This is a genomic window from Flavobacterium zubiriense (assembly GCF_041729725.1).
In the GTDB taxonomy this organism is placed as follows: Bacteria; Bacteroidota; Bacteroidia; order Flavobacteriales; family Flavobacteriaceae; genus Flavobacterium; species Flavobacterium zubiriense.
Genome location: NZ_JBCFQL010000003.1, coordinates 1 through 21,681, shown reverse-complemented (window position 1 = coordinate 21,681; position 21,681 = coordinate 1). Strand labels below are relative to the sequence as shown.

The following is a 21,681-nucleotide window of genomic DNA, read 5'->3' as shown; positions in this document are numbered from 1 at the left end:
TTTTGGGTAAATTTATGTTAAATCGCATTTGCTAAAATAAATCCACTGGTCCAGGCATTTTGGAAATTAAATCCTCCTGTAATAGCATCAATATTTACGATTTCTCCAGCAAAATAAAGGTTTTTGTGTAATTTACTTTCCATGGTTTTGAAATTAATTTCTTTTAAATCGATTCCGCCGGCAGTTACAAATTCTTCTTTAAAAGTACTTTTTCCATTGACTTGAAAAACGGAATTGGTTAATTGATTGGCTAAATTTTGTATTTGTGTTTTCGACAAATCAGCCCATTTGGTTTCTACAGGAATATTCGAAGCCAGAACTAAGCTTTCCCAAAGTCTATTGTTTACTTCAAAAGGCGATTTTTTAGCCACCGTTTTTTTAGCGTGTTCTTGTTTTAAATCTTTCAAAAGTTGTTCGGCTTCTTCAGTATCGACATCATTGAGCCAATTCACAAAAATGGTAAACTGATAATTTTTGTCATGTAAAATTCGAGCTCCCCAAGCTGATAATTTTAAAATAGCTGGGCCGCTCATTCCCCAATGTGTGATTAATAAAGGGCCACTTGAAGTTAGTTTTGTGTCTTTTACTTTTACCGAAACTGGTGTGGCAACTCCTGGTAATGCCGCAATTCGAGCATCTTTAATATTGAACGTAAACAAGGAAGGAACTGGATTTACAACGGCATGACCTTGCTGTTGTAGCATTTCCCAAATTTTCGGATTGCTACCTGTAGCCAAGATGAGTTTTCCAACGAGATAATTTTCGTTTTGAGTTTCTATTTTCCAATGATTTTCTCCCGAAATTTCGGGATTGAAAATCGATTGCACTGCTTGTCCAGTTAGCACGCTAATGCCTAATTTTTGAGTTGCTTTTAGGAAACAATCAATAATGGTTTGTGATGAATTTGAAACAGGAAACATTCTGCCGTCTTCTTCAATTTTTAACTCTACTCCGTGTTTTTCAAACCATTCTATGGTGTCCCCAGAACAAAATTGATGAAAAGGACCTCGTAATTCTTTTTCACCACGAGGATAAAATTTAACCAATTCGTTGGGTTCAAAACAGGCATGGGTTACATTGCAACGACCACCGCCAGAAATGCGTACTTTTTGCAATACTTCGGCACCGCGTTCTAAAATAGCTACTTTTAGCTTCGGATTTTTTTCTACGATATTTATAGCAGTAAAAAATCCTGCTGCGCCACCGCCAACAATTATGATGTCAAATTTTTGGTTCATATTCTATCTGGAAAATCAGTAATGATTCCGTTTACGTTAAATGATTGTATTTTTTTTATATCGGCTGGTTCATTAACCGTCCAAGGCAAAACTTCGAAGCCCTTTTCTTGGAGTTGAGCTGTATTTTCTTTACTCAATAATTGAAAATCTGGATGAATGGATTTTGCCTTGATGATTTTGGCGAAAGCCAAAGCTTCGTCTAAATCTGCTTCGGTAAGTACGCCAATAGGAATTTTTGGATTTCTTAAATTTACATCTTGTAATGCTTTCCAGTCGAAGCTTGAAACGATAAAATCGCTGTATTCCCAGTTTTTATCCTGAATGTACTTTTCGATTAAAGTAACCGTTTTTTCGGCGGAATCGAAACTCTTTAATTCGACATTAATAAAACAACGACGATTTACTAAATCAAAAACCTCTTCCAATGTTGGAATTTTATTATTGTTCTCAATGTTTAAATTTTGTAATTCAGCTCTGGTAAATGTATTGACTTCGCCTTTGCTATTTGTGGTTCGGTCGATCGTTTCGTCATGAATAACCATAAGTTCACCATCGAGACTCAAATGTACATCGAGTTCAATGCCGTCGACTTGCAAGTCCATTGCTTTTTGAAAACTAACTAGAGTATTCTCAGGTTCGTATCCTCTAGCGCCACGATGACCTATTTTGAGCATAAAGTTTTTTGACCGCAAAGTTCGCAAAGTTTTACGCAAGGTGCACAAAGTTTGGACTTTTTATTTTTTTGAGTTTTTATTTTTTTGAGTTTTTAGTGGTGAGTTTTGGCACGCAGATTTTAACGGATTTGCAAACTAGCATAGAGAATGTAATGTTTTTAATAAGCTTGGTGAACTTTGCGTAAAACTTTGCTGCCTCTGCGGTAAAATGTTTATTCTAATTCTAAAATTAAAGCCGATTTTCCTTCGATGGAAATACTTTGAGACAAATCAAAAATCATATCGCTAAGTACTTCTTTCCCAGTTTTATAATGTTCAATATTTTCTTTGAAACGGGCAGTTTGAATTTCTTGATACTCGGGATTATTGTTAATCAATACCATCACAGCTTGATTGGTATTGTATCTAAAATATACATAGACATTATTTTCTGGAATATAATGTGTAGTTTTTCCAAAATGTACGGCAGTATTAGTTTTTCGCCAGTGGAATAATTTAGAAGTAAAATCAAAGTATGCTTTTTGATATTCGGAGCGAGTTTCGGGGTTAAAAGCGTTGTTTTCGTCGTTCTCCCAGCCGCCGGGAAAATCTTTTCTAATATCCGCATCGCCTAAATATTGATCGCCAGCCATTCCAATTTCAGAGCCATAATACAATTGAGGAATTCCTCTAATGGTTGCTAATATCGTCATTGCCATTTTGTATTTTCGAATATCATTATTGTAAATATGATGGAGTCTTTTGGTATCGTGATTTTCGCCAAAAACCAATAGATTATTCACATTAGGAAACAAAAAATCTTTCGAAAGCAGGTCGTACACTCTTGTTATTCCTTGATCCCAAGTATCATCATCTTCATTGAAAACAATTTGTATCGCATCCGATAGGGCAAAATCCATTACGCTAGGTAGATGGGAATTAAAATCTTGGATTTTAGCAATTGGACTGTCTTTTTGCCAATACGAAAGGAGTCCTTGATTGCGCAAGGTAATTTCGCCAACGAGATTTAAATTAGGATATTCGTCTGTTATAGCTTTAGTCCATTTAGAAATGTATTCGGGTTCAGAATAGTTGTAGGTATCGACTCTAAATCCGTCTAAATTTGCATATTCAATCCACCAAATGGCATTTTGGCAAAGGTAGGTGAGAACTAAAGGGTTTCGAATGTTTAAGTCGGGCATGGTGGGAACAAACCAGCCGTTAAGGCAAATGGTTCGATCAATTTTTGAAGCATTGATGTCGCTGATGGTACTTCTTTTATGATTGGTTTGGGTGTAATTTTCAAATTGATGAATCCAATCATTTGTTGGTGAATCGTTGACCATCCAATGCGATAATCCCCAATGATTGGTAACATAATCCATGATTAATTTTAATTCACGGCGGTGTACTTCTTCTGATAATCGAACATAATCTTCATTTGTTCCAAAACGAGGATCGATTTTGTACACATCAGATTGACCGTAACTATGATATGAGAATTCAGCTTCGTTGTCTTCGCAAAGTGGTGTGCTCCAAATGGCAGTCATTCCAAGAGATTGTATATAATCCAGATTCTGAATAATGCCTTCAATATCGCCTCCATGTCTTCCTCCAGGCAATTCCCGATTGTATTTTTCGACGGTATTACTGTCGTTATCGTTGTTTTTATTTCCGTTAGCAAAACGATCCGGCATTAAAAGATAAATAGTGTCCGAGGAATCAAAACTTTTACGAAGTGAAGAATTTTTCCATCGTTCTCTTAACTCATATTTTTGGATGAAAGTGGATTTGTCCTTGAGTCTGAATATAAAATCAATTTCGTTGGAACTTATCTTTTGGGTATTGATTGTTACAAAAATAAAATTGGGATTTTCAGTACGTTTTACATTGGTAATAGCGGTGCTATTGGTTATTGTAATTTGGCATTGCGCAATATTAAATCCGTAAAAAAGAATTTGAAGTTCGGGATTATGCATTCCAGAAAACCAAAAAGGAGGTTCTATTCTTTGTATTAATGTATCAGTATTCATAAAATAGGAAATTAAAACAGTTGCATAAAAACAAAGCTTAGGGTTGAAAATTAATTTGCTATTTCATAATAAATTAAGCTACTCGTTGGGTGAAATTGTTTTTGGATATTAAATTTTCGTCAGTTCGAGTGAATTTTCAGAAAACGCGACAGCTTTTTCGGAAAATTTGTATCGAGAACAAGAAAATATTGAATAGAAAACGGTTCTCGATACATTTTTCGCTTCATTTCATTACGCAAAAAACACACGAACTGACGTTTTTGATGATTTCACCCAACGGGTTAAATTAAGCTATCAATAGTTGATTCTTAGTTAACGAATGTAGCAAAAATAAACCGATTTTTGCTCAAATTTGCCTTGAATATTTCTTTTATAAAAACCAACAAGCTGCTCTTGTTATGGAGCAGCTTGTTGGTTTTTCTAATTCAAAGTTAATATTTGCCAACTTTTAAAAAGTTGGCAAATAATATCAATGTGTTTCCAGATAGTTGTGTTAAAAAGTTTTAAATTCTACCATTTTTAATTTCTTCCACAATTTCTGGATTTAATAAAGTACTGGTATCCCCAAAATTAGAATAATCACCTTCGGCAATCTTACGAAGAATGCGTCGCATGATTTTTCCAGAACGTGTTTTTGGTAAACCAGATACAAACTGAATTTTATCTAATTTGGCAATTGGTCCAATGTGATCAGAAATGTGTTGGTTGATTTCTTTAGCCAAATTTTCTTTATCACGTTTTTCACCTGCTTCTTTGAGGATTACAAAACCATAGAGCGCATTTCCTTTAATGTCATGAGGGAAACCTACAATGGCACTTTCGGCAACTGCTGGATGTTCGTTGATGGCATCTTCAATTGGAGCTGTTCCTAAATTATGTCCTGAAACAATAATGACATCATCCACACGACCTGTAATTCTATAATAACCTACTTCGTCGCGCAAAGCACCGTCGCCACTGAAATACTTCCCTGGAAAAGTTGAGAAATAGGTGTCTTTATAACGTTGATGGTCGCCCCAAATAGTTCTGGCAATTCCTGGCCATGGATATTTGATGCACAAACTTCCCACTACTTGATTGTCTTCAATTTCGTTGCGTTTTTCGTCCATTAAAACCGCTTGGATTCCCGGAAGTGGCAAGGTCGCATAGGTTGGTTTTGTTGGTGTAATAAAAGGAATTGGTGAGATAAGAATTCCTCCTGTTTCGGTTTGCCACCAAGTATCTACCACTGGACAACGTTTTCCGCCTACGTGATCGTTGTACCAGTGCCAAGCTTCTTCGTTAATAGGTTCTCCTACAGATCCAATTACTTTTAACGAGCTTAAAGGATATTTTTGAACATAATCAATACTTTCTTTGGCCAAAGCTCTAATGGCTGTTGGTGCAGTATAGAATTGGTTTACTTTATGTTTTTCTATAATTTCCCAAAAACGACTGAAATCAGGATAAGAAGGGACGCCTTCGAAAATAACTGTGGTAGCGCCATTCAATAACGGACCGTATAAAATATAGGAATGTCCGGTAATCCAACCGATATCAGCAGTACACCAGAAAATGTCATTTTCTTCGTAGTTAAAAACATTTTGGAAAGTATAAGCCGTATAAACCATATAACCTGCTGTGGTGTGCACCATTCCTTTTGGCTTTCCTGTTGAACCCGAAGTGTAAAGGATAAACAATGGATCTTCGGCATCCATAATTTCGGCAGCATTGTTGTCTGAGGCTTTTTCTAAAAGTGGTGCTAACCATTGGTCACGACCTTCTTTCATTTGAATGTCAGTTTGGGTTCTTTGAACAACCAAAACGTTTTCAATAGATGGGCAGTTCACTAATGCTTCGTCAACAATTCCTTTGAGATCAATGGTTTTATTTCCACGATATCCGCCGTCAGAAGTAATGACCATTTTACATTCGCTATCGTTGATTCGGGTAGCTAATGCTGATGCTGAAAATCCTGCAAAAACCACAGAGTGAATGGCTCCAATACGGGCGCAGGCCAATGTTGTGATGGCTAGTTCCGGAATCATAGGCAAATAAATACACACACGATCTCCTTTTTGAATACCTTGGCTCAATAAAACATTTGCCATTTTACTTACACGTTGGTGCAATTCATTGTAGGTAATTGATTGTGATGCTTCATCAGGATTATTTGGTTCAAAAATAATGGCTGCTTTGTCTCCTTTTTTAGCAAGATGGCGATCAATACAGTTTTTAGTAATGTTCACTTTTGCATCTACAAACCATTTTATTTCAGCTTCTGCCATGTTGAAATCCACTACTTTGTCCCATTCTTGGTACCAAGTAAAGTTTTCTGAGGCAATTTTGTCCCAAAATTTCTTTGGGTCCTTGATTGACTTTTTGTACTCTTTAAAGTATTCTTCGAAATTACTTATTTTATAACGACTCATGATTTTTGGTATATTTAGTTTTGTTAGTTTATTAATTCCTGTACTTTTTCAACTAGTTTTTTTACTGAAAAAGGTTTGGTTATGTACAAATTTGCACCTAGTGATAGTCCTTTTTCAATGTCTGTCTCTTTATTTTTTGCCGAAAGAAAAATGACTTTGCAATTCTCTAATCGGTCGTCTTTTTTTATTTGTTCCAATGTGCTGTAGCCGTCGACCATTGGCATCATGACATCGAGAATGATAATGTCAGGAAGTTGATTTTTTAAAATGTCCAAAGCTTCTTGTCCATCGCGCGCAATAAATACTTCAAAATTATTCTTTTTAAAAGTATATTCGAGTGACATCACAATATTGGGTTCGTCATCAACAATTAATATTCTTTTCATTTTTCGCTAGTATTGTAATTGGGCAATGTAAAAGTAATAGTTGTTCCATTACTATTTGAACTTTCTGCCCAGATTTTTCCTTTATGGTGTTCAATTATTTTTTTACAAATGGCTAATCCTAAGCCACTTCCAATAGGTTTTTTAATGTTTTGATTTCTAGACTGATAGAATTTATCAAAGACGGCTTCTAAGTCTTCGGGCTTGATTTCTTTTCCGTTATTGTGTATGCTTATCGCAATAAATTCGTGGTCTTCAATAATTTTGATACTAATTCTTCCATCAATATCGGGACAAAATTTTATCGCATTCGAAAACAAATTATGAAGCACCTGAATGATGCGTTCTTCGTCATAAAAAGCTTTGATTTCGCTTGATTTTTTTTCGAATTCAATACTTATATTTTTGTTTAGTATTAATTGTTGTAACGAATCCAATGTGTTGTTGATTGTCCTGGAAATGGTATTCTTAGAAAGATAAATTTTTTGTTTTCCTGTTTCAAATTTTTCTAAATCTAATATTTTATCAATCAAACGGTTCAGTCTGTCTGATTCGGAAATGATATTTTGTAAAAATTTTTGACGTACTTCTGCAGGAATATCTTCGTCATCATGCAGGATTTCAGTTGCGGCTCTAATCGCTGTTATTGGCGTTCTTAATTCGTGAGTTACGGTGTCGAGGAATTCGTCTTTTTGAATGTCTTTATTTATGAGTTCCTTATTGGCAACTTGAAGTTGTTCGGATATTTTTTTTAATTCATTCGAACTTTCAGTCAGTTTTTTGTTGATGACAATATTTTCTTTGGATTCTTCTAAGATGCGTAATACTTCAGGCAGACTGATTTTGTCTTCCTTGGCAACGCTCGCAATTACTATTTTGGCGGAAGCCGTACCAATATGTCCTGTTAATAAATTTTCGGCAAATTTGATAAAACGAGCATCGGCAATCTTGTTGTCTTTGTCAATATCGTATTTTAAATTAAAGATGGTCAGCGCACGTTTAGTCCTTTCGATGCCAAGAAAACGTTCCAGTATTTTTTCAATATCAGAAATATTGGCAGTTCCTTTCCATACATACGCATTCTCATGATTGGTAATGTATTTGTCAATGTCTACAAACATTTCGGCGTAATTGCGTTCTCTGTAATTTCCGCTAAAACTTACCGAAACCGCAAGATAACTGAGTAAATTAACTAATAAACTCCAAAAAACCGCTTGCGGAATAGGGTCCAAATAATCCAATCCAAATAGCTGAAAAGGTTTTAATAACACTATTCCAAAAGGTCCTTCTTGTACAAAGGTACTTGCTGAATTAGTTGTTCCAAGGGCATAAGGAATTAATAAGGTGTAAAAACAAATTAAAAATCCAAGAATAATTCCTGTTACAGCTCCTTTTTTAGAGCCTCTTCGCCAAAACATTCCGCCAAAAAAAGCAGGAGCTAATTGGGCTATAATAACAAAAGACACCAAACCGATAGAAACTAAAGTGTAATCTAAAACAAACACCCGATAGATAATATAAGCTAATATTATCAATGAAAAAATTCCTACTTTACGACTCAGCACAATTCTTTTGGTATTTTTTTCTTGCGAAGTGTTTTCTAACGAACCTATAAAACCATAAGGAATTAAAAGGTTGTTACTAAGCATGGTGGCTAGTGTTATTGATGAAACAATAATCATAGAAATGGCCGCCGAAAATCCTCCCAGAAACACCAATACGGTTAAAAAATTATTGTTGAAATGTTGCGGAATCAGCAATGAATAAGTGTCAGAATTTAAACCTTGATTTCCAAAAAGAATGTTTCCTCCCCAGGCTATTGGAAAAACAAAAATATTGAAAAGCAATAAGTAGAGTGGGAGTAGCCAAATGGCGGTTCGGATGTGTTTTTCTTGATTGTTTTCGACAATAGCGGTGTGAAATTGCCTTGGCAGAATAAAAATGGCAAACATAGAAATTAGACATAGGAAAAACCAATTAAGTCCGTTAGTCAAATTGCCAATAGTGTTTTTTTTATCGAAATTTTCTAAGACTGATGCTTTGTTGTAAATGTCATCAAAACCATCGAAAACAAAGTAGGTGACATAAACACCAATGATTAAAAAGAAGACTAATTTTAAGATGGATTCAATAGCGATGGCGGTTACAATTCCGCGCCTTTTTTCGGAAGCATCTACATATTTATTTCCGTAATAAGAAGCAAATAAGGCTAAGGCAATACAGATGTAAGTGGTATTGTCCATAAAAATATTAGAACTGGCTTCTGTTTTAGATACAATATGAAAAGTATCCGAAATGGCTTTTAGTTGTAAAGCAATGTAAGGCACAATCCCAAAAATAGAGATTAAGGTAACTAAGGCTCCTAATGAACGGCTGTTGCCATAACGCAGCGAAATAAAATCGGCAATGCTGGTTATTTTATTAACTCTCGAAATTCTGATGATTCTTTTAAGAATAATAATCCAAGTTGGAATGATAATTATTGGCCCTAAATAAATAGGCAAATAATCTAATCCAGAATTTGCGGCTAACCCAATACTGCCGTAATACGTCCAGGCGGTACAGTAAACAGCAAGTGAAAAAGAGTAGATATAAGGATTGTTTGTCCATTTAGAATGGCTTCTTTTTTCGGACCAATGTGCAATGTAAAATAGCATTACTACATAAATGGCTAAAATCAATAAAAGCCCAAGACTACTCATAATATTTTTTGATAATTAAGTAGGTTGTGGCAATTGAAAATAACCAAGCCGAAAAAATATAGATGTAGGTAATCGGAAAACCCAACAAAGCTTTTGAGCTATCAAATAATAAGACAAGCGGAATGTTCAATGCTAAAATCATTAACATTGATAGAATAATTAATTTTTGTTCATGTCTTTTTTTCATTGAAATGAAAAGCACAATAGCTTTAGTAAATTAAAGCTATTGTGTGTTTTATGATTTTTATTTTTTACAAAGGCAATACTTGTTTGCCTAGTTTTTCATTAATTACAATTGCGGCAGCTTCATAAAAAGCAAAAAAGCCACATAAAATCCCTTCGTAACCCGCAATGGTGTGAATTTCTTGACTTCCAGTAAAACTGGCTGCTGATAATAGTCCAAATAGAATTACAAGTGAGCCAAAAATAAGTTTTCCAACAGTGTTTCCGTTCAATGTTCCTATAAATAAGGCAAAAGTAAACAATCCCCACATCGCTAAGTAGCATCCCATAGAAGCGCCATCGGGTTTTTCAACTCCCATTAAAGGCAGCAACCATAATGCAACAAGTGTTAACCAAAAGAAACCATAAGAAGTAAATGCAACCGTAGCAAACCCATTCCCTTTTTTCCATTCCATAATTCCGGCAATAACCTGCTGGATTCCTCCAAAAAAGATTCCCATTCCCATAATCATTGCATTCAGCTCAAAGAATCCAGCATTATGAATATTTAATAAAATAGTAGTCATTCCGAAGCCAAAAAGTCCTAGCGGTGCTGGATTGGCAGTAGTGTCTTTTAATATTTGTTCCATTTTGGTTTAAAAAATTTAAGGTTAATTTAGGTTTAATAGACCAGCAAATTCAGATTTTTTGTTTGTAAAACAAAATAAGCTATATATAGTTGTAAAGGATATAGTTATTTTTTAAATCGTTCCCATTTTATGACCATAAATTTATCGCCAAGTTCAGTAATAATCATTCCTGCTCCTGAAAGAATCTCTTTGTTTTTTATATATTCTACTAGTTCTAAGTGATTTAATATTTTATAAGTCGGATGGTAGTTTGTGTTTGCTGGTTTTTTTATATTGAAGGATTTTATCCAGTTGCTAATGCTTACATGCGAAACACCAAGGATCCGTTCTATTTCTCTGTAGCTTAATCCTTCAAGATAAAGTTGTAATGCCTTAGTAACATAGTAATCGTCAATTTTTTTACCTATCTTATTTACAGTAAAAAAGTAGTTGCAATTTTTGCATAAGTACCTTTGTTTATTGTTAATAATTCCGCTTTTTACTGTTTTATTGTTTTGGCATTTTGGGCAGATAATTACCTCCATATATATATAATTTGCATAAATATATTAAATTAACAATTATATTTAAATTTAAATTTTTATTTAATTCAAATTTACTGGAATAAAGGTGGGAAAATAGCTTTAAATGTGAGGTGAATAGAGTTGGGTAAGTTATTTTTATTCAAAGTGAAAAAAAATATATAATTTAATGAGTATATTATAAAAAAAGTGTCCTTTATGTATAAAAGATCTTTTTTATAAATGTGATTTGGTTAGTCATATTAGTTAGAGGGCAAGAGTTGTTATCAAGGTAACAACTCTTCTTTTATTCTTTTAAATTTACACAAATAGGAGTTCTCAGATAAAAGTAAAAAACAATAAATTTTTGAGTTTGAAAAATCAAATTTTAAATAAGGCTGTTCTTGATGACAACGAGTTATGGGTCGAATTAAAAGCGGGAGATGAAAAAGCATTTTCTACGCTTTTTAAAAGATATTATAGCTACTTAATTCAGTATGGGAATTCATTTTCACCATTTTCCGAAAAAATTCAAGATTGTGTACAGGATGTTTTTACTGACATCTGGGTGTATCGCAATAGCCTTAGCGATACTGTGGTAGTAAAAGCGTATTTGTTGTCTTGTGTACGCAAACGCATTGTGCGTTTACAAGAACGAGATAAGGTTTTTAATAAATCAAAATCAGTAGATGCAATTGCTTTTTTGTTTGATTTTTCAGTAGAGCATCAATTAATTTCGGATGAGTTGACCGCAGGAAAAGTAGCTCAACTCAATAAATTAGTAAACGATTTGCCTACTAGACAAAAAGAAGCTTTGTATTTAAGATACCATCACGGTTTGAGTGTAGATGAAATTGCGGAAATATTGAATGTCAATTATCAATCGGCTAATAACTTATTGCATCGTGCATTAGTCAATATTCGTAAGGAATGGAAAGGGACTTTTGGATTACTGATAGTATTATTGACAAATTGTATATGATTTAGAAAAATAAAAATAAAAATAAAATTAATGAGTATATAATCTAGTGGCTGTCCTTTATGGTAGCAGAAACACTTTTTAAAATGAAAAAACGAAATCAATATATAGAAATAGAGGATTTTTTGGCAGACGAATCATTCCGATTGTGGATGAAGTCAAAAAATGATGTAGCGGGTTGGGAAGAATGGACTCTGGAACATCCTAAAAGAGCTAAACTAGTACAAGAAGCTCGTTTGTGGTTATTGGCCATGAAAGTTCCTGAAGACAATTTATCTCAAGAACAGGTCGATGCTGCTTTGCAAAATACCTGGATGAAAATCGAACAAAAAGAGCAAGACCGAAAAATGGAACAAAAACTAATTCAATTGTGGAATACTACTTGGTTTAGAAAAATGGCTGCCATCTTAGTTTTCGGTTTACTTTCAGTTTATGCTTATAATACTTATTTTGCTACGGAAAACGATAATTCGTATTACGAACAAACAGTTGCTAATACTGATAAAGATGGTTTATTGGAACAAATTAATAATTCTAATAAACCACAAATTATAACCTTATCTGACGGAAGTTCGGTATTGTTACAACCCAAAAGTAAGTTGAGTTATCCTAAAGTTTTTACAGGTAATGAGCGAAAAGTGTATTTGTCAGGAGAAGCTTTTTTCGAAATTAGTAAAAATCCTAAAAAACCATTTTTTGTTTATGCGAATGAAATAGTGACTAAAGTAGTAGGGACTAGCTTTCGAATTATAGCTTACAAGAATCAATCTGATGTAGAGGTTTTAGTGCGAACAGGAAAAGTAAAAGTAAATTCTGAAAAAGATAATTTCAGTTCAGGACAAAAAGAAATAGTGTTGTTGCCCAATCAGGCACTTCGCTTTATACGTAAAAATCAAACTTTTAATAAAATTACCAATATTACCTTGGATAAATCCATCACTAGCTCAGTTAGAAGTATTGAACAATTTAGTTTTGAGTTTACAGATATTCCTGTGGCTCAAATTTTTAAAACTATTGAACAAGCTTATTCGGTAGAAATCGATTTTCCAAGGCAGGAATTGCAAAAATGTCATTTAACTACTTCTTTAACAGATCAGCCTTTGCCTGAAAAATTAAAAATTATTTGTAAAAGTATTGGTGAAAATTCTACTTATATCATGAATGGAAATCAAATAACTATAGTATCTAAAGGATGTAATTAAATCAATTTGCCTATGAAATAAAAAAAAGCGCCGATATGCTGTAACATAACCGACGCCTAAAGCTTCATTCTCACTCTGTAAAGTGGGCTTGAAAATGTTTCTTAGAATACCCTCAATTAGTATTAATTAATAAACAAACCAAAATTATGAAAAAAACCGTAGTAAAACAACGATTACTAATCCGACTCATGAAGATGACTTTATATCAATTTGTATTAGCACTAGTTTTCTCGACTGTAACCATGGCAAACAGCTTAGGGCAAGGGAAGTTAGATACCAAAGTAACGATTTCATTATCAGATATGGACTTAAATAAGGTTCTTTCTGAGCTCGGTAAATCAGCCGATGTTAAGTTTTCATACAATTCTAGAATGATTCCTTTTGACCAAAAAGTGAGTGTCGAAGCGACAAATGAAGTTTTGTCGACAGTGCTTTCCAGAGTCTTAAAACCGCTCAATATTTCTTACTCCCTTGTTAGTAATCAAATTGTTTTGCAAAAAGCAAAATCTGATGAAGATACCGCTGTTTCTTTGAGTGAGCAACAACAAAAAACGCTTAGCGGAGTAGTTGTTGATGCTACTGGGCTTTCGTTACCAGGTGCAAGTGTACTTGTGAAAGGTACAAATAATAGTACTTCGACAGATTTAGACGGAAAATTTAATATTAGAGTGGATAATACAGCTGTAACCCTTGTGATTTCATACATAGGCTTTGAAACTGTTGAGATTCCTATCGGTAATAAAACTGATTTTAAAGTAATTTTAAAAGAGTCCTCACAAACCCTTGACGAAGTGGTTGTTGTTGGTTATGGTACTGTTAAAAAATCAGATTTAACTGGAGCTGTTACGAGAGTTAGTGCGGAAGAATTAAATGACCGACCAGTAAGTAATGCCATGGAAGCTTTACAAGGAAAAGCCGCTGGTGTGGATATTACTACTAGCGAACGCCCGGGGACGCTTGGAACGGTTCGTATTCGTGGACAACGTTCATTAACTGCTAATAGCGATCCTCTTTATGTAGTGGATGGTGTGCCTTTATTTTCTTCATCTGCTATTGAAACCTTAAACCCTAGAGACATTGAATCTATTGACGTGCTTAAAGATGCTTCTGCTACAGCTGTTTATGGATCTCGTGGAGCTAACGGAGTTATTATTGTAACTACTAAGCAAGGTAAGTCAGGAAGGTTTAATTTGAATTACTCAGCTACATTAACAACTACTAACATAGTAGATCGTTCACCATCGATGAGTGCTGCTGATTTTATCCAATTCAAACGTTGGGCAGGGTATAATTTAAGTATGACTGACTCAAAAGCATTTCAATATGCACACCCAAATTCTCCTACTATTGCAAGTGATACACAATTATTTGCCAGTTCTTTAGATTTTAACACTACACAAGCTAATGTATTGAAAGGTTGGGAAAGCGGCACTTGGGATCCTTCTAAAGTCACTAATACAGACTGGACAAAATTTGTCACTCAAACTGGAATAATGAATGAACATGTAATCAGTGCAAGCGGTGGATCTGAAAAAGTAAATAGCTATGCTTCATTTGGCTATTTAAGTAATAAAGGAACTCAACGAGGGCAGGACTATTCGCGTTATACCACAAAATTAACCACTAATATTACACCAGTAGATTGGTTTAAATTGAATGCCTCTTTAAACATCTCTTGGAGCGAACAAGATTTCGGTATGTCAACCTTAGGAGGGCGCAGTGGTTCTGTACCGAATGCCATCTACGGAGCAGCTAAATCTATTTTCAATATGGCAACCCCTTATGATGCCGATGGCAATCTATTGATTAATCCTGGAGGAGAGAATGGTGTTTATACGATTATGAATGAATGGGAAAAAAGCACCCAATTGTCACAAACCATGCGTGCTTTAGGTAATATTTCTGCTACTTTTGAAATAGGAAAAATATGGGAACCGCTACAAGGATTAAGCTATAAAATTAATTTTGGTCCTGATTTTCGTCATTGGAGGGAAGGAGTTTATATTGATGGCACCTCTTCACACAGAATCAATTCAAATGGTACTGCGGGAAGAAACTTTGCCAGATTGAGAAACGAACGAGATTTCTCTTGGACTTTTGATAACATGATAACTTACGATCGTACTTTTAGCAAACACAAGATAGGGGCTACTTTACTGCAAACAGCCTCTTCTTGGGATGAAGAATTCTCTTCTTTAGCAGCAAGTAACATTGCCAGACCTTCCTTCTTATGGAATGCTTTAGGCGATATTGATTTGACCAATGCTGATAATGGAGCTAGTATGAATTCTAATATAATACAGCGTCAACTATATTCGTACATGGCTCGTTTTAATTATGGTTTTGATAATCGTTACCTGTTGACTGTCTCAGGGCGTTGGGATGCAGCATCGCAATTATCTGAGGGATACAAATGGGATTTCTTCCCTTCAGCAGCCTTAGCTTGGCGTTTGGATCAGGAGGAATTTATAAAAAACACTGACTGGATTAACAACCTAAAACTTCGTTTAGGATTTGGTACCGTTGGGAACTCTTCTGTAGATCCTTATGACACAAAAGGGAATATTAGAAACTTAAATCTTCCATTTAACGGAATAAGCAATCAAATAGGTTTTACGACTAATGAACCTTATTATACAAATGACCTAACTCCAATGGCAAATGCCGCACTTGGATGGGAGATTACTACCCAATACAACCTTGGGGTTGATTTTGGTTTTCTTAAAAATCGAATTAGCGGTAGTGTTGAACTTTATAGATCCTTTACAGATGATTTAATAATGGGTGTAAATATCCCAACTTTAACAGGTTACAACAGAACTATTGCTAATATAGGTAAAACCAATAATAAAGGAGTTGAAGTTACTTTAAACTTCACTCCAGTACAAACAGCAAGCGGATTTACATGGGAGAGCAGCTTAAATGCGGCTTGGCAAAAAGATGAAATTGAAGAATTAGCCTACGGAAAAAATGATATGGTGGATAATTCTTGGTTCATAGGAGAACAAATCAATGTTCGCTTTGGCTTTGACAATTTAGGTCTATGGCAAGACACTCCTGAAGATCATGTTGAAATGGATAAATGGTTAGCAGCAGCAGCAGCAGCAGCTAATGTATCTATAGAAGATGAGAATCTTCAAAAACGTAAGTTTAGACCAGGTAATGTTCGTCCTAAAGATCAAGACGGAGACTACCTAATGACTGAAGCAGATCGTGTAATCATTGGCAACAGCAATCCAAACTGGACTATGGGATGGAACAATACTTTTAACTATAAAGGTTTTGAGCTATCAACACTATTGTATGGGCGTATGGGCTACACTGCCTCATTAGGCGGAGAAGCATTAACAGGAACGAGCAATCAACGCCAAGTAGATTACTGGACACCTGATAATCCAAATGCAGAATTCCAAAAACCATTGTTAGGACAAGCATCTGCTGGATCAATGGACGCTAACTCAGGACTACTTGGATTTACCAAAGCTTCTTTTGTAAAAATCCGTAACATCTCTCTAGGATACAATTTTCCTAAAGAGTACACTTCAGCAATTGGCTTGGCTAATCTAAAAATATATGCGCAAGCAGTGAATCCAGGTAGCATCTATCAATCAGTAGACTGGTATGATTTTGATACTAATTCAACCATTTTCAACCGCAGTTTTGTTTTGGGAATTGAAGTAGGATTTTAATATAAATAAGTTATAACGAATCTATAAAGTAATAACATTAAAATACAATAAAATGAATAAATTTAAAAATATAGGAATAGGTTTGCTGTTATTAACAGGACTATCTTTCAGTTCTTGTTCTGAAGATTTTCTGGACGAAGAACAAACCAACCGCCTTACCACTGAGTATTTTGAAACTCAAGAAGGACTTGAAGCGTTAACGGTATCGCTTTACGGTAATATCAGATGGCATTTTGGTTTTGAATGGGCTTATGGAATTACACTATATGGAACAGATGAGTTCACCAATGCCAATGACTTAACCAACCAAATGTGGAATACTTACGATAACCGTTTAGCTCCTTTTAGAGCAACACCAGCATTTGGAGCTGCCAATAATAACGCAACAGGTCCAGAAGCATTATGGGATCAAATGTATTTTGGGATTGCATCTGCTAACAGAATTATTGCCAATGCAGATAAAATCACTGATATGACCATCAGAAACCGTTGTCTTGCACATGCTTATTTCCTACGAGGATACAATTATTATCGTCTTACGGCTCAGTATGGAGGAGTAGTGCTTCAAACAACCCCAACTGTTGGGGTTGTGCGTAATTTTACTCGTTCTACTGACGAGCAATCTTGGGAACAGGTGATCTCTGATTTGCGAAATGCTTATAATTTATTTGAAGGCGAAATTTTTACCTATGGAAAAGGAATTACTTGGACAAAAGCTACCGCTGCCCATTTCTTAGCAAAAGCTTTATTGTTCCGTTCATCTGAACGAAATGACGCTTGGAACAGTGCTTATAAAGACACTGATTTAAACGAAGCTATTGATGCTTCTACTTATGCTATTAATGCTCGCGGTCCTTTAACGAGCAACTATAGAGACCTTTTTGGAAACTGGACAGGAGTAGATTCTGCAGCTGAACAACAAAACGAAATTTTAATGGCAGCAGGACATAATGCTGACCCTATTACTGCTGGTCGATTTGGAAACCGTACCTACAATTATTTTGCTCCTCAATTTTCCAATTTTGCTGGAGGATGGGTCAGACGTGGTGTATGGATCGGAAGCATGGATTTCCAGCGTTGTCGTCCTACTGAATACAGCTATGCGGTTTACGATCACGTAAACGATTCTCGTATGTGGAAAACATTCAAAACCGTTTATGGAGCCAATACTATTGTAGGAACTAATCCAAATGGTGTTCAACTTGGAGATCCTGCCATTGTAATGATTTTAAATACTAAAGACGATCGCACTTATGATGGTTATACTTTTGGATCAACAAACCAAAGTCCAACCTGGAGAGATGACAATAGTCGTTTACCACAATGGACGGTTGGATCTCGTCAAACTGCCAGTGCTGGGGCATTGACTACAAAAGTAGGTCATTTTTCTCCTAACTCTTTAGTATTGTATAAAAATGGAACTTATGTAGCTCCAACATTTGGTACAGGTACTAGTTTCAGTAATTTCTTTGCAGGAATCAATAAAACAGAAGATGGATCTCGTCAGGCAGAAAGAGGTGATTCACGTCGTGATGTTACTATGGCACGTCTTGGAGAAACCTACTTAGTTAGAGCTGAATGTTACGCTCGTTTAGGACAATTTGCTCAAGCGATGGGTGATTTGAACACTATTCGTGCACGTGCTGAATGGAAAAATGGAGAAAATAGATCGTACTACAGAGATGGTTCTCAAGCATTTGAGACCAATGGATTGAATACAGGAGCAAATGCAACTAATTATATCAATTCTAATTTGAATATGAATACCTATTATTTGTCTAATCCAACACTTCCTGTTACTACAGCAGCTTCAAGCTTGCAATTAACTTCATTCCCTGCTAATTTACCAGCAGAAGATGAAGCTGTTATAGAAAGAGTTGGAGCAGCAAGTCAATATGAGCGAGCATTACACTTTATCCTTAACGAACGTACCCGTGAATTATTAGGAGAATGGCAACGTTGGGAGACTTTATCCCGAACAGGCACTTTAATTACCCGTGCTAAAGCATTTAATACAGAAGCGTCTGCTATTACAGCTAACAAACACGAACTTCGTCCAATACCGCAAACCTTTATTGATGGTTTAAGAAATGACGATGGTTCAAATTTAACAGATGCTCAAAGAAGAGCTTGGCAAAATCCAGGCTACGTAACAAACTAATAGTTCTTTAGTTCTTAAATTACCCTCAAATTGTATTTTTAATTTTAGAGGATAAATTTTTTATATTTTTTTCAGTCCGAATTAATAAATGTTTTATTTACATTTGTTAATTCGGACTTCTTATTTTAAAAATAAGAGTTAATTAATTTTATAATTCCATTTTGGAAAGTAAATAGGGAGAATTCATTTTTCAAAATAAAATAAGAAAACAAGAAATTATGGTATTTAAAAATCTTAAGAATAATTTTTGGGTAGTTACTTTGCTTACGTTGAGCGCCACTACTTACGGACAGTCGGGACAATTACAAAGTTTTCCGTTATCGTCAGTTCGTTTGTTGGAAAGTCCTTTTTTGAAAGCACAGCAAACCGATATGAAATATATTTTAGAACTCGATGCTGATAGATTATTGGCTCCTTATTTAAAAGAGGCTGGGATAACGCCTTTAAAAGACAATTATGGCAATTGGGAAAATACGGGATTGGATGGTCACATTGGCGGACATTATCTTTCGGCTTTGTCGGAGATGTATGCTGCAACTGGAAACCAACAAATAAGAGAACGTTTGGATTATATGCTGGATTGGTTAGAAAAATGCCAGTTGAAAAATGGAGACGGCTATATAGGTGGTGTTCCTGGAAGCAAGGCATTATGGGCTGATATCGCTAAAGGGAAGATTGATGCAGGTGGTTTTTCGTTAAACGGAAAATGGGTGCCTTGGTACAATGTTCATAAGGTTTACGCAGGTTTAGTTGATGCTTACACATTAACTGGGAATGAAAAAGCTAAAAAAATGCTAATCCAATTATCAGATTGGTGTTTAAAATTAGTTTCAAATCTTTCGGATGACCAAATCCAATTGATGCTAAAAAGTGAGCATGGCGGAATGAACGAAGTTTTTGCTGATGTAGCTGCAATTACGGGTGACAAAAAATATTTGGTTTTGGCTGAAAAATTTTCGCATAAGACTATTTTAGATCCTTTGTTAAAAGATGAAGATAAATTAAATGGACATCATGCTAATACGCAAATTCCTAAGATAATTGGTTTTATGCGTGTTGCCGAAGTGGGAGGCAATACAAAATGGGCTGATGCAGCTAACTTTTTTTGGAAAACAGTAGTCGAAAACAGAACCATTTCTATAGGAGGAAATAGCGTGAGAGAACATTTTAATCCTTCGAATGATTTTTCGTCCATGTTAGAATCCAGAGAAGGTCCCGAAACTTGCAACAGTTACAATATGCTAAAATTAAGTAAGCATTTGTTCCTGGCGCATCCTCAGGCAAAATACATGGATTATTACGAACGTACCACTTACAATCATATTTTGTCATCGCAGCATCCGGATGGAGGATTTGTGTATTTTACGCCTATCCGTCCACGTCATTACCGTGTGTATTCGGAGTCGCAGGAATCTTTTTGGTGTTGTGTGGGTTCTGGTTTAGAAAATCACGGAAAATATGGTGAAATGATTTATGCTCATGATGCGACTAATTTGTACGTGAATCTTTTTATTCCTTCTACTTTAGAATGGAAAGAAAAAGGATTGAAGCTAACGCAAAATGCAAAGTTTCCTTTCGAAGAACAATCGGCTTTTACATTGGATTTGAAAAAAGCACAAAAGTTTGCTGTTAAATTTAGATATCCTTCCTGGATAACGAATGGAGAAATGAAAATTAAGGTAAATGGTAAAGAAGTAGCGATTGAAAAAGATGCAAATTCTTATGTTACAATTCATCGAAAATGGAAATCGGGAGATGTGATCTCGGTGGTTTTGCCAATGCACAGTACCGCAGAACAACTTCCAGACAAATCAGCCTGGGTTTCTTTTGTACGTGGGCCAATAGTTTTAGCGGCTGTTACTGGCGAGACTGATTTAACAGGTTTAAGAGCCGATGGAAGTAGAATGGGGCATATTGCAAACGGATCAATTTATCCAATTGAAGAAGCACCAATGTTGGTTTCAAATACTACCGATTTAGCACAATCTTTAAAAGAGATAAAGAACAAACCATTTACGTATTCGATTTCAGATATTACTTATCAGGATCAATTTAAGAATTTACAATTGGTGCCTTTTTTCCAAATTCACGATGCGCGATACATGTTGTATTGGCCTTATACCACAAAAGAAAAGTTACCTGAATTACAGGCTGCTATGAAGGAAAGAGAAGAGGTAAAAATAAAATTGGAAGCGGTAACAGTAGATTTAGTTACTGCTGGAGAACAACAACCAGAAAATGATCATAATTTTAAAGGAGAACAAACGGATACTGGAATTAACAAAGAACGTCATTATAGAAACGGAAAAGGTTTTTTTAGCTACGAATTGAAAAACCCAAAACTGGAAGCGCGTAAATTAAGATTTACTTATTTTGGTTCGGATAAAAACAAAAATTTTGATATTTATATGAATTCGGTTTTGATTGCTTCGATAGCCATGGATGGAAAAGAAGGCAATCAGTTTATTGATAAAATAATTGAAATTCCAGATGAGGTTTTAAAAGCAAATGCAAAACTACTGGAAATAAAATTTCAAGCGAAACCGAATTCGTCTATTACCGGTATTTACGAAGTACGATTGATGAAATAGTTAAGAATAATAATTTGTAGAATAAACGGATCAACGCTAAATGTTGTGGAGAAACATAAAAACCATACGCTCTAATTATTTTTTACCGCAGAGAGCACAAAGATTTTCAACTAAGAATACTTCTAAAAGCACAAAGTTCGCAAAGCTAAATCAATAGAAAGCTTTGCGAACTTTTGCCTTTTTATAAAAGCTAAGGGTAAAAAACTTTGCGCTCTCTGCGGTAATTTTTTTCTAACTCCACAGGTTTTCGGATTGATCCGAATAAACCTCTTGGAAACAGGAGGTTTTTTTGTTTTGGGAAGTTTGGTTTTTTTCAAAAAGGTATAA

At 35.0% G+C, this 21,681-nt stretch carries 15 protein-coding genes; 5 read left to right on the top strand and 10 right to left on the bottom strand.

The genetic code is table 11. From position 1 onward, the window contains the following. Positions 1 to 17: 17 nt before the first annotated feature. The 9 genes from AAGV28_RS03365 to AAGV28_RS03325 form a co-directional block, all read right to left on the bottom strand. Positions 18 to 1,238 (bottom strand): BaiN/RdsA family NAD(P)/FAD-dependent oxidoreductase, encoded by a 1,221-nt coding sequence (locus AAGV28_RS03365; protein WP_373405410.1) that lies wholly within the window; start codon positions 1,236 to 1,238, stop codon positions 18 to 20. Beyond that, a complete protein-coding gene (locus AAGV28_RS03360; RefSeq protein WP_373405409.1) occupies positions 1,235 to 1,912 on the bottom strand; it encodes a glycerophosphodiester phosphodiesterase in 678 nt (225 codons plus the stop codon). The genes AAGV28_RS03365 and AAGV28_RS03360 overlap by 4 nt, the downstream gene beginning before the upstream one ends. Positions 1,913 to 2,124: 212 nt before the next feature. Continuing rightward, entirely contained in the window at positions 2,125 to 3,924 is a 1,800-nt protein-coding gene (locus AAGV28_RS03355) for a glycoside hydrolase family 13 protein (protein ID WP_373405408.1), read from the bottom strand. Positions 3,925 to 4,427: 503 nt separating this feature from the next. Further along, a complete protein-coding gene (gene acs, locus AAGV28_RS03350; RefSeq protein WP_373405611.1) occupies positions 4,428 to 6,338 on the bottom strand; it encodes an acetate--CoA ligase in 1,911 nt (636 codons plus the stop codon). A 20-nt stretch (positions 6,339 to 6,358) separates the two neighbouring features. Next, positions 6,359 to 6,721: a response regulator transcription factor gene (locus tag AAGV28_RS03345; RefSeq protein WP_373390091.1), complete on the bottom strand. Its 363-nt coding sequence runs from the start codon at positions 6,719 to 6,721 to the stop codon at positions 6,359 to 6,361. After that, positions 6,718 to 9,420 (bottom strand): ATP-binding protein, encoded by a 2,703-nt coding sequence (locus AAGV28_RS03340; protein WP_373405407.1) that lies wholly within the window; start codon positions 9,418 to 9,420, stop codon positions 6,718 to 6,720. Before AAGV28_RS03340 ends, AAGV28_RS03345 begins: the two co-directional genes overlap by 4 nt. Further along, entirely contained in the window at positions 9,413 to 9,607 is a 195-nt protein-coding gene (locus AAGV28_RS03335) for a hypothetical protein (protein ID WP_373405406.1), read from the bottom strand. Before AAGV28_RS03335 ends, AAGV28_RS03340 begins: the two co-directional genes overlap by 8 nt. 64 nt (positions 9,608 to 9,671) lie before the next feature. Beyond that, entirely contained in the window at positions 9,672 to 10,232 is a 561-nt protein-coding gene (locus AAGV28_RS03330; protein ID WP_373405405.1) for an acetate uptake transporter, read from the bottom strand. Between the two features lie 104 nt (positions 10,233 to 10,336). After that, positions 10,337 to 10,756: a transposase-like zinc-binding domain-containing protein gene (locus AAGV28_RS03325; RefSeq protein WP_373405404.1), complete on the bottom strand. Its 420-nt coding sequence runs from the start codon at positions 10,754 to 10,756 to the stop codon at positions 10,337 to 10,339. A gap of 349 nt (positions 10,757 to 11,105) precedes the next feature. Here AAGV28_RS03325 and AAGV28_RS03320 point away from each other — a divergent pair, with 349 nt between their 5' ends. The 5 genes from AAGV28_RS03320 (at position 11,106) to AAGV28_RS03300 (ending at position 21,354) form a co-directional block, all read left to right on the top strand. After that, positions 11,106 to 11,714, top strand: coding sequence for an RNA polymerase sigma factor (locus AAGV28_RS03320; protein ID WP_373405403.1), 609 nt, complete (start codon positions 11,106 to 11,108; stop codon positions 11,712 to 11,714). Between the two features lie 83 nt (positions 11,715 to 11,797). Continuing rightward, on the top strand, positions 11,798 to 12,913 hold the full coding sequence (locus AAGV28_RS03315; protein ID WP_373405402.1) for a FecR family protein: 1,116 nt from the start codon (positions 11,798 to 11,800) through the stop codon (positions 12,911 to 12,913). 146 nt (positions 12,914 to 13,059) lie between these two features. Further along, positions 13,060 to 16,602 (top strand): TonB-dependent receptor, encoded by a 3,543-nt coding sequence (locus tag AAGV28_RS03310; protein WP_373405401.1) that lies wholly within the window; start codon positions 13,060 to 13,062, stop codon positions 16,600 to 16,602. A gap of 52 nt (positions 16,603 to 16,654) precedes the next feature. After that, positions 16,655 to 18,763, top strand: coding sequence for a RagB/SusD family nutrient uptake outer membrane protein (locus tag AAGV28_RS03305; protein ID WP_373405400.1), 2,109 nt, complete (start codon positions 16,655 to 16,657; stop codon positions 18,761 to 18,763). A 218-nt stretch (positions 18,764 to 18,981) separates the two neighbouring features. Continuing rightward, positions 18,982 to 21,354, top strand: a complete 2,373-nt coding sequence (locus AAGV28_RS03300; protein WP_373405399.1) for a beta-L-arabinofuranosidase domain-containing protein — start codon at positions 18,982 to 18,984, stop codon at positions 21,352 to 21,354. A gap of 122 nt (positions 21,355 to 21,476) precedes the next feature. On the opposite strand, the gene AAGV28_RS03295 is transcribed toward AAGV28_RS03300, so the two are convergent. Further along, on the bottom strand, positions 21,477 to 21,681 hold a 205-nt coding region (locus AAGV28_RS03295; protein WP_373405398.1), incomplete at its 5' end, for a hypothetical protein.

Coding starts and splice junctions, on each gene's coding strand:
- AAGV28_RS03310 (WP_373405401.1), top strand. CDS start 13,060: ATGAAAAAAACCGTAGTAAAACAACGATTACTAATCCGACTCATGAAG.
- AAGV28_RS03300 (WP_373405399.1), top strand. CDS start 18,982: ATGGTATTTAAAAATCTTAAGAATAATTTTTGGGTAGTTACTTTGCTT.
- AAGV28_RS03345 (WP_373390091.1), bottom strand. CDS start 6,721: ATGAAAAGAATATTAATTGTTGATGACGAACCCAATATTGTGATGTCA.
- AAGV28_RS03355 (WP_373405408.1), bottom strand. CDS start 3,924: ATGAATACTGATACATTAATACAAAGAATAGAACCTCCTTTTTGGTTT.
- AAGV28_RS03335 (WP_373405406.1), bottom strand. CDS start 9,607: ATGAAAAAAAGACATGAACAAAAATTAATTATTCTATCAATGTTAATG.
- AAGV28_RS03330 (WP_373405405.1), bottom strand. CDS start 10,232: ATGGAACAAATATTAAAAGACACTACTGCCAATCCAGCACCGCTAGGA.
- AAGV28_RS03340 (WP_373405407.1), bottom strand. CDS start 9,420: ATGAGTAGTCTTGGGCTTTTATTGATTTTAGCCATTTATGTAGTAATG.
- AAGV28_RS03360 (WP_373405409.1), bottom strand. CDS start 1,912: ATGCTCAAAATAGGTCATCGTGGCGCTAGAGGATACGAACCTGAGAAT.
- AAGV28_RS03305 (WP_373405400.1), top strand. CDS start 16,655: ATGAATAAATTTAAAAATATAGGAATAGGTTTGCTGTTATTAACAGGA.
- AAGV28_RS03315 (WP_373405402.1), top strand. CDS start 11,798: ATGAAAAAACGAAATCAATATATAGAAATAGAGGATTTTTTGGCAGAC.
- AAGV28_RS03325 (WP_373405404.1), bottom strand. CDS start 10,756: ATGGAGGTAATTATCTGCCCAAAATGCCAAAACAATAAAACAGTAAAA.
- AAGV28_RS03365 (WP_373405410.1), bottom strand. CDS start 1,238: ATGAACCAAAAATTTGACATCATAATTGTTGGCGGTGGCGCAGCAGGA.